The sequence below is a fragment of the Actinoplanes sp. L3-i22 genome (assembly GCF_019704555.1).
Classification (GTDB): Bacteria; Actinomycetota; Actinomycetes; order Mycobacteriales; family Micromonosporaceae; genus Actinoplanes.
On the sequence record NZ_AP024745.1, the window covers coordinates 824,669 to 839,508 of the forward strand.

A 14,840-nucleotide genomic window follows, 5' to 3' on the forward strand; every position below is an offset into this window, starting at 1 on the left:
TCTACGCGGCCTTTCGAGGAGGAGTTTTGGGCGTTTCGCCCCAAGGGCTCCAACGCCCTACTCCCGCCGCGAGTGATGGGTCAGCTCAGTTTGGGCTCCACCCAGCCGTTCTCGACCAGGTAGCTGAGGATCGTCTCGACCGCCTCGGAGACCGACATCGTGGTGGTGTCGATGGTCAGCTCGGCGTCCAGCGGCTCCTCGTACGGATCATCGACGCCGGTCATCCCGCGCAGCTGACCGGCGCGGGCCCGGGCGTAGAGGCCCTTGCGGTCGCGCCGCTCGCAGACCTCGAGCGGGGTGGCCACGTGCACCAGCACGAACCCGGCGCCGGCCTCCACCGCCATCCGGCGCACCGAGGAGCGGGCCGCCTCGTACGGCGCGATCGGGCAGGCCACCGCCATGCCCCGGTGCCGGCCCACCTCGGCCGCCACCCAGCCGATCCGGCGGACGTTGCGGTCCCGGTCCGCCTTGCTGAAGCCCAGCCCGGCGGTCAGCTCCCGGCGCACCACGTCGCCGTCCAGCAGGGTGACCGTCCGCTCGCCGGTCTCCCGCAGCGTGTCGGCCAGGTTCCGGGCGATCGTCGACTTGCCGGAGCCGGACAGGCCGGTGAAGAAGAGCACCAGGCCCCGGTGCCGGCGCGGCGGCCGGACCCGGGACAGCTCCTTCGCGACCGCGGGCGGGGTGTGCCACTCGGGCAGCGGGAAGCCCCGGTCCAGCAGGTCCTCGATCTCGTCCGGGGGCATCGCCAGGCGGCGGTTGCGCGGCGGGATGTCGTCCCGCCACCGCCACTGGCCGTCCCGGTTGTCGTAGGCCAGCTCGCGCGGCACCAGCACGCGCAGCCCGGCGCCGGACAGCGTGTCGCCGGTGGAGAGGACGTGGGTGACGCCGTACGACGCGGCGACCCGGGAGCGCAGCAGGGCGTCGCGCATCTCGTCGCCGTGCGGCGACACCGGCACCGCGACGATGGTCGCCGGGGGCATCCGGTCCCGGGCCGCGAAGATCGCCCGGACCAGCGCCTCGGGGGGCAACCCGTCCGGCCCGTGGCCACTGACCGGAATCAAGATCAAAAGATGAGCTGCCAGGGTACGGGCGGCGTGCGCGATCTGGGCGAGCTGCGGCCGGTGCAGCGGGCGGTCGGCGATCACGCCGAGCACCCGGCCGGGCGGCAGCAGCGACCGGACCTCCTCCGGCGTGCGGCGCAGGCGCTGGAACGGGCCGTGGCCGCCGTCGCCCATCTTGCGCACCGGGCCGCCGACGCCGTACCGGTTCTCGGCGACCTTCCAGACGTCCAGGGCCTCGATCGCGGCGATCGGGGCGCCCTCCAGGTCGGTGAGCACCACGGCGCGCCGCGCCGGATCGGCCGGGTCCAGTCGCTCGGCCAGCTCCTGCGGGACCTCCAGGGTGACCGGGACCGGCCAGGGCGTGCCGTCGGCGAGCCGGCCGGTGCGCGCCAGCGCCACCAGGTCGGCGCGCGCCAGGAATCCGGTCAGCGGCGCGTATGCCCCGGAGAGCAACAGTTCGAGATCTGCCAGCTCAAAGGGGCGCGGGGCGTACGACGGTGCGTCCCGTAGGACGTCTTCCGGCAAAACCGAGCCACTCACCTTGTATCCCCTTGCCGCGGCCGACTTGGGTGACAGTTTCGCAGCCCGGTTCCAGCCGGTCGAGGCGGGCTCGCGATCTCGCGCTCACGTCCACAAATTCGCCCGTTTGCCTGATCTCAGGTTAGTTTTCCGTCTTCCTGGACAAATCTGGGCAATCCTTTAATATTGGGCGATTGTGAGACAGAACCCGCATGTCGCCTTCGTCGCCACGGCCTTCACGATGGCCGTGGCGGTCGTGCTCTCCTGGGCCTGGACCGGCGGCGTCCGACCACCCGCCGACGACCGGGTGCTGGCCGCCCACGCCCAGCCGGCCGCCGCCGCACCGGCCCGGGCCTGCCGCACCGGCTACAAACTCGTGCCCACCTGCGGCATCCTGTGGGGCGTGGCGCCCGGCGCGCGGACCGAGGACCACGGCTTCGACGCGCTCACCGACTTCGAGCGCAAGACCGGCCGGCACCAGGCCGTCTACCACGCGTACCACCACGGGATCCGGCAGCTGTTCCCGACGCCGCAGGAGATCGCGATCGCCCGGCAGCCCGGCAAGAAGCGGGTCCTGCTGCTCAACTGGAAACCGGAGAGCACCACCTGGGCGCGGATCGCCCGCGGCGACCGGCGCACCGACGCGTTCCTGGACCGGCTCGCCGCGCACATCCACCGCGACTTCCGCGAGCCGTTCTTCTTCGCGATCCACCACGAGGCCGAGGACCAGGTGCGCGAGCGGCGCGGGTCCGGATACACCGCGCGGGACTATGCGGCGATGTACCGGCACGTGGTCACCCGGTTGCGGGCCCGCGGCGTGACGAACGTGGTCACCGTGCTCGTGCACATGGCGTACGTGCCGCACACCTCGAAGAGCTGGTTCAGCGACATGTACCCCGGCGACGACGTGGTCGACTGGATCGGGTTCGACACGTACTCCTACAGCGACCCCGGGTACGGCCACGGCGACTTCGCCGAGCTGCTCAACCGGCGGTCGGCGATGAAACCGCAGTGGCCCGGCTTCTACAACTGGGTACGCGCGCACCACCCCCGCAAACCGCTGATGGTGGCCGAGTGGGGCGTCTGGTTCAGCCGGCGCAACCCCGGGCACATGGCCGCGTTCTACCGCGAGGTGGGGCAGCAGATCGGGCGCTTCCCGGCGATCAAGGCGATGGTGCACTTCGAGACACCGGCCAACCGCAAGGGCCAGGACTCGTCGGTGGACAGCACCCCGGCCGCGCTCCGGGAGTACCGTCGGCTGGGCCGGCTCCCGGTCTTCCAGGTCTCGCTGGGCTGAGCGGGGCTGACGACGTACCGTCGCAGTGGTTTTGGGGGTTTTTGGAACCTGTGAAAACGCTGAGGAACCCTGAGAGCGGCTCAGGGTCCTTCCCCGATTCGCGAGCGTGCGGCGGCTTCCTAGGCTGAGGCCGTGAACATCATCGCTACTCAGGCGCTCACGAAGACGTACGGGGGCGGGGTGACCGCCCTTTCCGACCTGACCGTGCAGGTCGAGCCCGGCGTCATCGGTCTTGTCGGCGCGAACGGCGCCGGCAAGAGCACGTTCATCAAAATCATGCTCGGCCTGATCGCGCCCACCTCGGGGTCGGTCCGGGTCTTCGATCTCGATCCGGTGGTGGACACCGACAAGGTGCGGGCCCGGGTCGGCTACATGCCCGAGAACGACAGCCTGCCACCGGACGTGTCGGCCTCCGAGTTCGTCACGCACCTCGGCCGGATGAGCGGCCTGCCGCGCACCGCCGCCCGGGAGCGCGCCTCCGAGGCGCTGCGCCATGTCGGCCTCTACGAGGAGCGGTACCGGCAGATCGGCGGCTACTCGACCGGCATGAAACAGCGGGTCAAGCTCGCCCAGTCGCTGGTCCACGACCCCGACCTGCTGCTGCTCGACGAGCCGACCAACGGCCTCGACCCGGCCGGCCGCGACGCCATGCTGGCGCTGATCCACCGGATCGGCACCGAGTTCGGCATCTCCGTCGTGGTCTGCTCGCACCTGCTCGGCGAGGTCGAGCGGATCTGTGACTCGCTGATCGCGATCCAGGGCGGCCGGCTGCTTCGCGCCGACCGGATCTCCTCGATGACCGAGGCCTCCGCCGTGCTCGCGGTCGAGGTCAGCGACGGTACGGACGAGCTCGCCGCCCGCCTCGCCGAGATCGGCCTGCCGGTCAGCCGGGACGGCCGGGTGCTGCTCGTGCCGCTCGCCACCGACGAGGCGTACGACCAGATCCTGCGCGCGGTCACCGATCTCGAACTCAACCTGCACCGCCTGGACCAGCGCCGGCACCGTGTCGCCGAGCTCTTCACCGCGAAGGAGACGGCCGATGTCTGAGACCGGCGTCATCCATGACATCGGCTATCAGCGGTACACCGGGCCTCGCCTGGGCCGCGGTGCCGCGATCCTGGCCCTCTACGGGCACGGCCTGCGGGCCGCGTTCGGGCTGGGCCGATCGGCCAAGGCCAAGATCTTCCCCTGGCTGGTCGCCGGGATCGCGCTGCTGATCGCGGTGATCATCGCCGCGATCAAGTCGCAGATCCCGGACTTCGACTTCGGCTACGTCGACATCGACAACCAGCTCAGCTGGATGATCATTTTCTTCGTCGCGATCCTGGCCCCGGCCCTGGTCTCCCGGGACATCCGCTCGAACACGCTGCCGCTGTACTTCAGCCGGCCGCTGCGCGCCGCCGACTACGTGATCGCCAAGTTCCTGGCCATGGTCACCGCGGTCTGGCTGCTGCTCGGCGTCCCGCAGTTCATCATGTTCCTGGGCGCCGCCTTCACCACCGACAAGGGCCTGTCCGGGGTCTGGCACGAGATCAAGGACCTGGTGCCCGGCTGGGGCTACAGCCTGCTCTGGGCGCTGCTGTTCACCAGCATCGGCCTGCTGGTCGCGTCGCTGACCGGCAAGCAGGCGTTCGCCGCCGGCGGCATCGTGGCGATCTTCCTGATGACCACCCCGGTGGTCGCCGTGCTCGCCCAGCTCCCGTCCAGCGCCGCCAACAAGATGGCCGGCCTGGCCAGCCCGAACACCCTGGTCCAGGGGTTCGGCACCTGGGCGCTCGGCGGCCAGACCGGCATCGACGTCGGCCGGTACGGCCCGATCTACGGCATCGAGGCCGTCTGCCTGATCGCCGCCAGCCTCCTGCTCCTGCTCGCCCGCTACCGGAAGGTGGCCGCGCTGTGACCATCGAAACCCAGCCCACGGCGCCCGTCGTGTCGGACGTGGCCGCCACCCCCGGGGTGGTCGATCTCCAGAACGTGTCCCGCTGGTACGGCAACGTCGTCGCGGTCAACGACATCACCATGTCGCTGGGCTCCGGCGTGACCGGCCTGCTCGGCCCGAACGGCGCCGGCAAGACCACGATCCTGCACATGATGGCCGGCTTCCTCGCCCCGTCGAAGGGCACCGTCACCATCGACGGCCGGCCCAGCTGGCGCCACCCCGAGGTCTACCGCGACCTCGGCCTGGTCACCGAGCGCGAGGCGGTGCACTCGTTCCTCACCGCCGAGCAGTTCGTGCTGGCCTGCGCGAAGATGCAGAAGCTGAAGGACCCGGCCGGGGCCGCCCGCCGCGCACTGCAGCTGGTCGAGATGACCGATGCGGCCGACCGCCGGATCGGCACGTTCTCCAAGGGCATGCGCCAGCGCACCCGGGTCGCCGCCGCGCTGGTCCACGAGCCGAAGGTGCTGCTGCTCGACGAGCCGTTCAACGGCATGGACCCGCGGCAGCGGATGCACATGATGGAGCTGCTGCACGGCCTCGGCGACAACGGGCACACCATCCTGTTCAGCTCGCACATCCTGGAAGAGGTCGAGCAGGTCGCCGGCCTGGTCCAGGTGATCGTGGCCGGGCGCCTCGCCGCCTCCGGCGACTACCGCAAGATCCGCCGGCTGATGACGAACCGGCCGCACGTCTTCGCGGTCCGCAGCTCCGACGACCGGCGGCTGGCGATCGCGCTGATCGCCGAGAAGTCGGTGAGCGGGATCGAGATCGAGAACACCGGTATGACCGTGCGGGCGGCCGACTACGGCGACTTCACCCGCGCGCTGCCCCGTATCGCCCTCGACCAGGGAATTCGTCTGCACCAGCTGGTGCCGTCCGACGAGTCCCTGGAGAGCGTCTTCTCCTACCTGCTGGAGGCCTGAGATGTCGACCGTCGCCATGATCACGGCGCGCGGCCTCTTCGGCCGGCGCCGGGCGCTGCTGCTCCTGCCGCTGCCCCTGCTGCTCATCGGGCTGGCCCTGCTCTGCAAGGCGTACGACCTGGACCCCTCCCAGTGGGGCAAGGCGGTCATCGAGGAGCTCGGCTACGCCGTGGTGCTGCCGGTGATCGCGCTGATCGTCGGCACCGGCGTCCTCGGCTCCGAGATCGACGACGGCACGCTGGTGCACATCCTGACCAAGCCGCTGGCCCGCCGGGACATCATCCTGGCGAAGTTCGTGGTCGCGGTCGCCGCCACCGCGGTCTCCACGGCCATCCCGCTGTTCGTCGTCGGCCTGCTGGCCGGCTCGGCCAAGCTGGGCGCCGCGCTGGCGGTCGCCGCGGTCGCCGGGTCGTTCGCCTACACCGCGCTGTTCCTGCTGCTCAGCCTGCTGACCAAGCGGCCGGTGCTGCTCGGCCTGGTCTACATCCTGATCTGGGAGAACCTGCTGGGTCGCTTCCTGAGCGGCACCCGGATCCTCTCCATCCGGCAGTACGCCATCTCGATCGCCGACAAGCTCGACCCGACCACGCTGCTCGACGCGAAGGTCGGCATCGCGACGGCGGTGGTGATGAGCGCGATCTTCGTGGTCGTCTGCACGGTGGTCGCGATCAACCGCCTGGGCTCCTTCAGCCTGGCCGGCGAGACCAGCTGACCGACCGCTCTCCGACAGGCCCGCACGATCCCCGGATCCTGCGGGCCTGCCCGTTTCCGGACTTCCATGGTTGGCATGGGACAACTAGTCTGGTGCTGCGCCACATCGAGGGCGCAGCCGACGGGACGAGCGGGGGCCGAGGGTGCACAAGAACGTTCATCAGGGGCTCCATGGTGAGGGCTTCATCCGTGCGCTTGCGTGTGCGGGCGGGTTCACCACGGCCCGGGCGAATCTTGATGTGGACGGGGTGGATCTGCAGATCGCGAACCCGGGCCCTCGTGGCACCGTCCGATCACCCAAGATCGAGGTGCAGGTGAAGTCCGCGTCCAGCCCGTCGATCCGAGCCGGAGTCCTCCTTCAGCGGCTCTCGACGGTGCATCACAACCAGCTGGCCGGCCCCGGTTTTCAGGTGCCGAGGTTCCTTGCTGTGGTGATCGTTCCTCCGGACGTCGTCGACTACGCCGTCGGTACCAATGAGCACCTGCGGTTGTCCACGGCCGCATAGTGGCGGTCGCTGGCGGATCAGGATCTTCGCCCGGTCGGAGAAGGGCACGCGGAAAGCGTCACGGTCGAGGTGCCGCTGCGAAACCTGCTGACCGTGCAGGCGATCCGGTGCCTGCTGGACGGCGATTTGGAAGGGGCGGCGCGATGATTCGGGCACAGGTCACCGACCGGGATGCCCTGGCCGCCCGGTCGCCAACTGAGCTGGCCATGTATTTGCGGGCGAACGGCTGGGTCACCCGGGACCGAGCCGGAAGCAGTGTGCACTGGGTGAAGCCGGTCGGCGACGAGGAATTCGAGGTTCACCAGCCGCAGGAGTCCACGCTCCGGGACTATCCGCTGCGCGTCCGGGATCTGCTCGCGGTGCTGGCGGCGGCCGAGGAGCGCTCCGAACTCGAGATCCTGGGCGACATCACCAGCGTTTCCATGGACGTGCACGCGGTGCGGGCGTTTCCTTCGGACAGCAGCCCGGGAATGATCGGGCTCGACGACGGCGTGCAGGCATACGAGAGTCTCCGGAATCTGGTTCTGGCCGCCGCCTACGTGGCCGCCACGGATCAACCGCGCGCCGTCCAACCGGCTCGCAAACCGGCCGATGTGCTCGGCTTTCTCCGCGAGGTGCGGATCGGTGTCCCGGCCGAGGGCAGCTTCATCTTCTCCGTGCACACCCCGGTTCCGCCCCGGCTGTCGTCGCCACAGGCGTCGTTCTTCGACGAGGACATGGCGGACGCGCTGGAACCGGCCGAACCGTTCGAACGACGGGTCTCCCTCGCCCTTTTCGACGCGGTGCGCGCTGCGTATTCGGCGGCCAATGACGCGCTGGCCTCCGTCCATGGGCTGGACGCGTTCACCGAGGCCGTTCCGCTCGGGGTGAGCGCGAATCTCTGTGAGGCGCTGGTCGGCCTCGGCGGTGCGGCGGGACACCCGTTCGACTTCACCTCGCGCCTGGCCCCGTCGCGGCCGCTGCGGGCGCGGGTCTTCCCGCCGATCCGATTTCGCCGGGATCATCTGCCGGTGCTGGCCTCGGCGGCTCAGGAACTACGCGAGCTCGTCGCCGACGAGGGTGTGCTGCTCGTCGGCAACGTGGTCCGGTTGCACCGGGAGGGCACCGGGGCCGGCGAGATCAGCATCGCCGGAACCATCGAGGGCGACGATCGGCTGCGCCGGGTCTGGATGCGCCTGGACGAGGAGGACTACTCCCGGGCGACCGACGCCCACCAGCAGATGCGCTTGGTCTCGGTGCGCGGTGACCTGGTGCGGCGCGGGACCCGGCACTATCTGACCAATCCGTCAGGCTTCCATTTCGTACGGGATCCCGGGAACTGAACCGGGTGGGTAGGGTGCGGCCGTGGACGAGATCGACTGGTCGGATGTTCCGGGGCGGGTCGCGGCGCTGGGCGGCCGTGACGCGCGGGTCTTCGGTGCCCTCGGGCACGGCTGGACGCTGGAGCCGCCACTGTCCGAGGTGGAGCTGACCGAGCTGGAGGCGCAGCTCGGCGTCGAGCTCCCGGCGGAGTACCGGTCGTTTCTGCGGCAGGTGAGCCGGGGCGGCGCGGGCCCGTTCTACGGTCTCTTCCCGGTGCGCCGGGTCGACGGCCGGTGGGAGTGGACGGGCGACTGCGCCGGCCTGGTCGACCCGGCGGCGCTGGCGACACCGTTTCCGCACACCGAGGAGTTCAACCCGGCCGAGGCCCTGCCCGAGCAGCCGGAGGACGACGACGAGGCCGAGGAAGCCTGGTGGGAGCTGCACGACCGGGTCGTCTTCGCCCCGGCCAACCATGCCGGGCTGCTCCACCTGGCCCACCGGGGTTGCGCCCTGCGGGAGGCGCTGGTGATCAGCGGCCCGGCCCGGGGCCAGATGTGGGCCGACGAGACCGCCGACGACGAGGGCTTCTCGCCGCTGCTGGACGATTCCGGCGAGCGGATCGGCTTCGCCCGGTGGTACCGGAAGTGGCTCGACACCGCCGACCACCGCTGAGCAGAAAACGCCCGGGAGCCGGCGGCTCCCGGGCGTTTCGTGATCCGGTACGAGATCAGCCGGTGTTGCGCATGCCGGCGGCGATGCCGTTGACCGTGGTCAGGAGGGCTCGCTCCAGCGCGGTCGAGTCCGACGGCCCGCGCCGCGCCCCCGGTGCGGTCGGCATCTGCCGGCCGGCCTCGCCCAGGTCGCGGTACTGGCGGAGCAGCGCCACCTGCAGGTGGTGCAGCGGCTCCAGGTACGTGTCCCGGACCCCCAGCGTGCGGGAGAGCTCCGGCTGCGCCGACAGGATCTGGGACTCGCCGGTGATGGCGAGCACCTCGCGGACGGTCTTGTCGTACTCCGCCTCGATGGTGGCGAAGATCGGGTGCAGGTTCTCCGGCACCAGCGTCTCCACGTACCGGCGGGCGATCGACAGGTCGGTCTTGGCCAGCATCATCGCCACGTTCGAGAGGAACGTGCGGAAGAACTGCCAGTTGTCGTGCATCTCGTCGAGCACGTTGCCGAGACCGGCCTCGCGGGCCGCGGCCAGGCCGGTGCCGACGCCGAACCAGCCGGGCACGATCTGCCGGGTCTGGGTCCAGCCGAACACCCACGGGATGGCCCGCAGACCGCCCAGGCCGGCGTCCGCGTTGGGGCGCTTGGCCGGGCGGGACCCGATGTTCAGCGCGCCGAGCAGCTCGGTCGGGGTGGCCGCCCAGAAGTAGGCGGGCAGGTCCGGGTTCTCGACCAGGGCCCGGTACGCCCCGAACGCCGCGTCCGAGGCGGTGTCCATGGTGGCGTCCCAGACCTTCAGGCGGACCGGGTCGACCTGGATGCTGGTGTGCAGCAGGGTGGCCTGGAGCACCGCGGCGACGGTGAGTTCCAGGTTCTCCCGGGCCAGGGCCGGCACGGTGTACTTGTCGGAGATGACCTCGCCCTGCTCGGTCACCTTGATCGCGCCGTCGAGCGTGCCGTACGGCTGCGCCAGGATCGCCTCGTGGGTCGGGCCACCACCGCGCCCGACGGTGCCGCCCCGGCCGTGGAACAGCCGCAGCCGGACGCCGTGCCGGGCGGCCACGTCACGCAGCGAGCGCTGCGCCTTGTGGATCCGCCACTGGCTGGTGGTGATCCCGGCCTCCTTGTTGGAGTCCGAGTAGCCGAGCATGACTTCCTGCAGGTCGCCGCGGGCCCGGACGATCTCCCGGTAGGCCGGCAGGGACAGCATCTCGTCGAGCAGGTCGCCGCCGGCGTCCAGCTCGGCCGGGGTCTCCAGGAGCGGCACGATGCCGACCCGGGCCCGCCCGGTCTGGATGTCGACCAGGCCGGCCTCGCGGGCCAGCACGGCCGCGGCGAGCACGTCGTCGACACCGAGGGTCATCGAGATGATGTACGACTCGACGACGTCCATCCCGAACTTGTCCTGCGCGTCCCGGATCGTGTGGAACACGTCGAAGGTCTTGCGCGCCGAGTCGGTCAGCGGGGTGTCCGCGCTGGACAGCGGCCGCCGGCCGGTCAGCTCGGTGGCGAGCAGCTTGGTGCGCTCGGCCCGGTCCAGGGTGGCGTAGTCGTCGATCTCACCGACCTGCGTGTACATCTGCTGGAGCACCTCGTGGTGCTTCTCGGCGTGCTCGCGCACGTCGAGGGTGGCCAGCTGCAGGCCGAACGCGGAGGCCTGGCGGATCGCGGTGGCGACCACGCCGATCGCGGACAGCTGGCCGGAGTTGCGGGCCAGCGACGCGCGCATCAGCTCCAGGTCGGCGATCAGCTCGTCGCTGCCGAGGTAGTCGCGGCCGGCCACGTGCGGGGTGCCGTGCTGCAGGCGGGACCGGGTGTTGGCCAGCTTCGCCTTGATCGCGCGGACCTTCAGCCGGTACGGCTCCTCGGCGTTGACCCGGCGGAACCGCTCCTGGACCTCGGGCAGGTTGTCCAGGTCCTGCGCGATGCTGGCGGACAGGTCGAGGGAGACCCCGCGCAGCCGGCGGGAGACGGACAGCTCCTCGATCAGCTTGTCCATCACCTTCTCGGTGGCCTGGATGCCGTGCTCATGCTGGATCAGCAGGACGTCGCGGGTGACCGCCGGGGTGACGAACGGGTTGCCGTCGCGGTCGCCGCCGATCCAGGTGCCGAAGGTCAGCGGCCGGGAGGTCGGCGCGGTCTCCACGCCCAGCCGGCGCAGCGTCTCGGCGAGGTCGTCGAGCACCTGCGGGGCGGCCTCGGCGTACAGGTCCTTGAGGTAGTAGACCGCGTTGCGGGCCTCGTCGAGCGGGTCCGGCCGGTCCAGCCGCAGCTCGTCGGTCTGCCAGAGCAGGTCGATCAGCTCGGCGAACCGCTTGGTGGAGACCGTGGTGTCGGTGTCGCCGTAGAGCACGGCGGCGGCGGACTCGGCGTCCAGCGAGTCGGCGACCTGGCGCAGCTTGGACAGGATCGAGCGGCGGGAGGCCTCGGTCGGGTGCGCGGTGAAGACCGGGCGGACCGCGAGCCGGCGGGCCGCGGAGGCGATCTCGTCGGCCGGCACGCCCGCCTCGGCGATCCGCTTGGCGGCCTGGTCCAGCCAGCCGCCGTTCTTGGCGCGGCGGCGGCGCAGGTCCCGGGCGCGGTGCACCTGCTCGGTGATGTTCGCCAGGTGGAAGTAGGTGGAGAAGGCCCGGGCCAGCTTGGTCCCGGTGGTGATGTCCATCGCGGCGAGCCGGTCGGCTGCCGCCGGCACGTCCTGGCGGACCAGGTGGCGGATCTCCTCGACCAGATCCAGCAGGGGCCGGCCCTCCTGACGGGCCAGGGTCTGCCCGAGCAACGTGCTGATCCGCCGGATGTCGGCGCGCAGCTCGGAGTCGGACCCTTCTCGCTCGTCGAAGTGGGTGGACAGCTCAGTCATCGGGGCGCTCCTTCGTTCGGATGGCTCCAGGACGGCGCTGTCCCGACTTCGCCGATCGTATCGGCGTACCCCGTCGCGGGGGTGAATTGAGTCAAGAGTCTCACGGTCGTTCAGGCGGCCGGCGTTCACCTGGCCAAAGCCAGTGCGTAAGACGGGTACCACTGGCCCGCCGGCGGCGCGTCACCCCCACAGGCCCCATCGGATTCGCCCGGGCGTTTGATCCACAGGTAGGCGTCGGCGAGCGGGTTCCCGGTGCGCAGCGTGGGCGGCACACCGAGGCGTCGGCCGGGCGGATTGCACCAGTGCTGGTCGCCCGCGCCGGGCCGGGCGGGACCGTTGCCGTTGCGGCTGGTGTCGATCACGAAGTGGGCGTTGCCGAGCAGACGGGACAGCTCCGTTCCGTACCGTAAATTGTCTTTTGTCGTTTCGAAGTTGGCGACGTTGAGCGCGAGGCCGCGGGCGTGCAGCGCGCCGGAGCGACGCAGCGCCGGCGCCATCGCGGCGACCGGGACCCAGGTCGGGTTGCCGGCGTCGAGGTAGACGCGGACCCCGGGCAGCGCCCGCAGCGCGTCCACCGCCCCGGCCAGCAGGCGATAGCGTTCGGCGGCGCGTTTCCGCGACAGGCAGCCGGTGGCGGCGTGCGCGACCGCGTCCGGCTCCAGGATCACCAGCGCGCGGTGCCCGCGAAGAACCAAAGCAAGATCAAAAACCCATTTGCGGTACGTCGTAGCGTCCCGCGCCCCACCCGCCGACTGCCCGGAGCAGTCCCGCTGCGGAATGTTGTAGAGCACCAGCACCGGCACCCGCTCGGCCTCGGTCGCCGCGGTGACCAGCTGATCCAGGCTCTCGAGGGTGGCCGCCCGGGAGTCGGTGAGCCAGGTCGCGACCGGCTGCCCGGCGATCCGCCGCACCGCCTCGGCCTCGTCCGGCCGGCCCCGGCGCCGCAGGTCGCGCACCTCCCGGGCGGCCGCGCCCAGCGGATCGACGTAGAGCACCGGCCGCTCGGCCGGGGTGGCCGCGGGCACCTGCAGGACCGCCGGCGCCGGATCGCGGGCGCGCAGCAGCAGGGCCGCCGAGGCCAGGGTCAGGACGGCGGTGAGCGCGATCCAGCGGCGCCAGCGGCCGCCGGTGTAGAGATGCCGGGCCACGGCGGGTCAGGCGACCACCGGCACCGCGGGACGGACCGCGATCGGCGCCCGCCGCTCGGTGACCGGCCCGGCGTTGCCGGGGCGCTGCCGGCCGGGGACCGCCGGCCCCACGTTGCCGGCCAGGAGCAGCTGACGGGGCGTGGCGGCGGGCCGTTCCTTGCGGACGAACGCGCCCCGGGCCGCGGTGAACCCGGACCGGTCGGTGTAGATGTCCCGGCTCATCTCGGCCAGCTCGCGCGTCTCGTACACGTCCAGCGGGATCCGCTCGGCGGCGAGCCGGCGCGCCTTCGCGGCCCGTCGCTTCCGCGCGGCCCGGGCATCCGAGTGCCGCTCGGCGAGCAGGGTCAGCCACTGGCCGAAGGCCTCCGGGTGGCGCGGCCCGACCTCGTCGACCAGGCCGATCCGGACCGCCTGAGCCGTGCTGACCGGCAGCTTCTCGTCGATCAGGCGCTGCGCCCGGTCCGCGCCGACCCGCCGCGGCAGGCTGTAGGTGTGCAGCTCGGAGCCGAACAGCCCGATGTCGTAGTACGGGTTGAGCACGATCCCGTCCCGGGCCGCCACCACGTCCGCGCCCAGCCCGAGCATCACCCCGCCGGCCCCGGCACTGCCCGCGTAGGCGGCCACCACCACCTGCCGGGTGCACGTGATGATCTCCCGGCACACCTGGTTGATCGCCCGGATGTTGGCCCACGCGGCCCCGGCCGGATCCGGCGCGGCCTCGATCACGTTCAGGTGGATGCCGTTGCTGAACGCCTCGGTCCCGCCGCGCAGCACCAGCACCCGGGTGTCCTGGGCGGCCGCGTGCCGCAGCCCGGCGAGCAGCCGGCGGCAGTGCCCGGGCGCCATCGCGCCGTTGTAGAAGTCGAAGTGCAGCCAGCCGATCGCCCCGGTGCGCCGGTAGCGGACCTGCCGGTACGCGTTCGGGAACTCCGGCTCGGCGTCCGCGGTCAGCGGCGAGTTCGGCACGCCGCGCAGCCGCACGCCGAGCGCGGTGGTGGCCGGCGTCTTGATCGTCCGGGTGCCGGGCTCGCCGGCCGGCCGCAGGTGGCCCAGCCACAGGCTGCTGTCACCGGCGGCGACCAGGATCGCGCCCTGGCGACGGGCCAGGACCGTGCCGGGGCGGGCCTTGCGGGCCGGGCCGAGGTGCGCGTCATAGACGTACGCGGGCAGCCCGCCCACCTCGGTGAGCACGCCCGGCGACCCGTCCGCGGCCCGGATCCGCCGCAGGATCGCCTCGGCCGGCTCGCTCCAGTCGAACGCCCGGTCGGCCTGCCGCATCATCGGTCGCGGACCGGCCCCGGGCGTCTGGGTGGGCGTGTTCTCCGCCGGGACCGGGCGGAACGCCGGGTCGGCGGCCTTGACCACCACCTCCAGCGCGCACTCCAGCGCGGCGTCCGCGACCGGGCCGGTGTAGAGCGCCGACTTGCGCGGGGGAGTGGCCGGCACGGTGAACGTGCGGGTCGCCCAGATCGGGCCGGCGTCCAGTTCCTCGACCGCCTGCAGCGCGGTCACGCCCCAGGCCCGCGCGCCGTCCGCGATCGCCCAGTCCAATGACGAGGGCCCGCGGTCGCCGACCGGGCCGGGATGCAGGATCACCGTGCGGACGTGCTGCCAGATCACGGCCGGGACCCGGTCCTTGAGGAACGGGCAGAGGATCAGGTCGGGTGCGGCGGCGCGCACTCCCTCGATCATCTCCCGTTCCCCGGTCGCGAGCAGGACGCCGACCTCGTGCCCGGCGTCGCGCAGAGCGCACCAGACCCGCTGGGTCAAGCCGTTGAAAGCGCTGACGAGCAGCAGGATGCGCACGGTTGCCTCCCCTAACCAGGTGCCCCGGGGAAGTTTGGTGGCGGCGTCGCCCGCAGGCCGGACATCTTGTGCGATAACACGCACGGTGCCGGGAGTGTCGGA

At 71.6% G+C, this 14,840-nt stretch carries 12 protein-coding genes; 8 read left to right on the forward strand and 4 right to left on the reverse strand.

The features are described 5' to 3' along the window. Window positions 1-80: 80 nt before the first annotated feature. The gene (gene cysC / locus L3i22_RS03885) at window positions 81-1,601 is read right to left on the reverse strand and encodes an adenylyl-sulfate kinase (protein ID WP_221325628.1); all 1,521 of its coding nucleotides are present in this window, start codon (window positions 1,599-1,601) and stop codon (window positions 81-83) included. Window positions 1,602-1,776: 175 nt separating this feature from the next. Between cysC and L3i22_RS03890 the strand changes: the two genes are divergently transcribed. The 8 genes from L3i22_RS03890 (at window position 1,777) to L3i22_RS03925 (ending at window position 8,930) form a co-directional block, all read left to right on the forward strand. Next, window positions 1,777-2,877 carry a glycosyl hydrolase gene (locus tag L3i22_RS03890; protein WP_255657930.1) on the forward strand — a complete coding sequence of 367 codons (1,101 nt, stop codon included), beginning with the start codon at window positions 1,777-1,779 and terminating at the stop codon, window positions 2,875-2,877. A gap of 132 nt (window positions 2,878-3,009) precedes the next feature. After that, the gene (locus tag L3i22_RS03895) at window positions 3,010-3,924 is read left to right on the forward strand and encodes an ABC transporter ATP-binding protein (RefSeq protein WP_221325629.1); all 915 of its coding nucleotides are present in this window, start codon (window positions 3,010-3,012) and stop codon (window positions 3,922-3,924) included. Beyond that, complete coding sequence (locus tag L3i22_RS03900; protein ID WP_221325630.1) at window positions 3,917-4,777, forward strand: ABC transporter permease; 861 nt, start codon at window positions 3,917-3,919, stop codon at window positions 4,775-4,777. The genes L3i22_RS03895 and L3i22_RS03900 overlap by 8 nt, the downstream gene beginning before the upstream one ends. A gap of 29 nt (window positions 4,778-4,806) precedes the next feature. Next, window positions 4,807-5,739: an ABC transporter ATP-binding protein gene (locus L3i22_RS03905; RefSeq protein WP_221329772.1), complete on the forward strand. Its 933-nt coding sequence runs from the start codon at window positions 4,807-4,809 to the stop codon at window positions 5,737-5,739. Window position 5,740: 1 nt separating this feature from the next. Continuing rightward, on the forward strand, window positions 5,741-6,451 hold the full coding sequence (locus tag L3i22_RS03910; RefSeq protein WP_221325631.1) for an ABC transporter permease subunit: 711 nt from the start codon (window positions 5,741-5,743) through the stop codon (window positions 6,449-6,451). A 142-nt stretch (window positions 6,452-6,593) separates the two neighbouring features. After that, window positions 6,594-6,956, forward strand: coding sequence for a DUF4365 domain-containing protein (locus L3i22_RS03915; RefSeq protein WP_255657931.1), 363 nt, complete (start codon window positions 6,594-6,596; stop codon window positions 6,954-6,956). A 143-nt stretch (window positions 6,957-7,099) separates the two neighbouring features. Next, the gene (locus tag L3i22_RS03920) at window positions 7,100-8,278 is read left to right on the forward strand and encodes a hypothetical protein (protein ID WP_221325632.1); all 1,179 of its coding nucleotides are present in this window, start codon (window positions 7,100-7,102) and stop codon (window positions 8,276-8,278) included. 22 nt (window positions 8,279-8,300) lie between these two features. Next, entirely contained in the window at window positions 8,301-8,930 is a 630-nt protein-coding gene (locus L3i22_RS03925; protein WP_221325633.1) for an SMI1/KNR4 family protein, read from the forward strand. 55 nt (window positions 8,931-8,985) lie between these two features. On the opposite strand, the gene ppc is transcribed toward L3i22_RS03925, so the two are convergent. From ppc to L3i22_RS03940, 3 genes are all read right to left on the reverse strand, one after another. After that, a complete protein-coding gene (gene ppc / locus L3i22_RS03930) occupies window positions 8,986-11,784 on the reverse strand; it encodes a phosphoenolpyruvate carboxylase (RefSeq protein WP_221325634.1) in 2,799 nt (932 codons plus the stop codon). Between the two features lie 125 nt (window positions 11,785-11,909). Further along, complete coding sequence (locus L3i22_RS03935; protein ID WP_221325635.1) at window positions 11,910-12,932, reverse strand: glycoside hydrolase family 6 protein; 1,023 nt, start codon at window positions 12,930-12,932, stop codon at window positions 11,910-11,912. A 6-nt stretch (window positions 12,933-12,938) separates the two neighbouring features. After that, entirely contained in the window at window positions 12,939-14,738 is a 1,800-nt protein-coding gene (locus L3i22_RS03940; RefSeq protein ID WP_221325636.1) for an enoyl-CoA hydratase-related protein, read from the reverse strand. Between the last annotated feature and the right edge of the window lie 102 nt (window positions 14,739-14,840).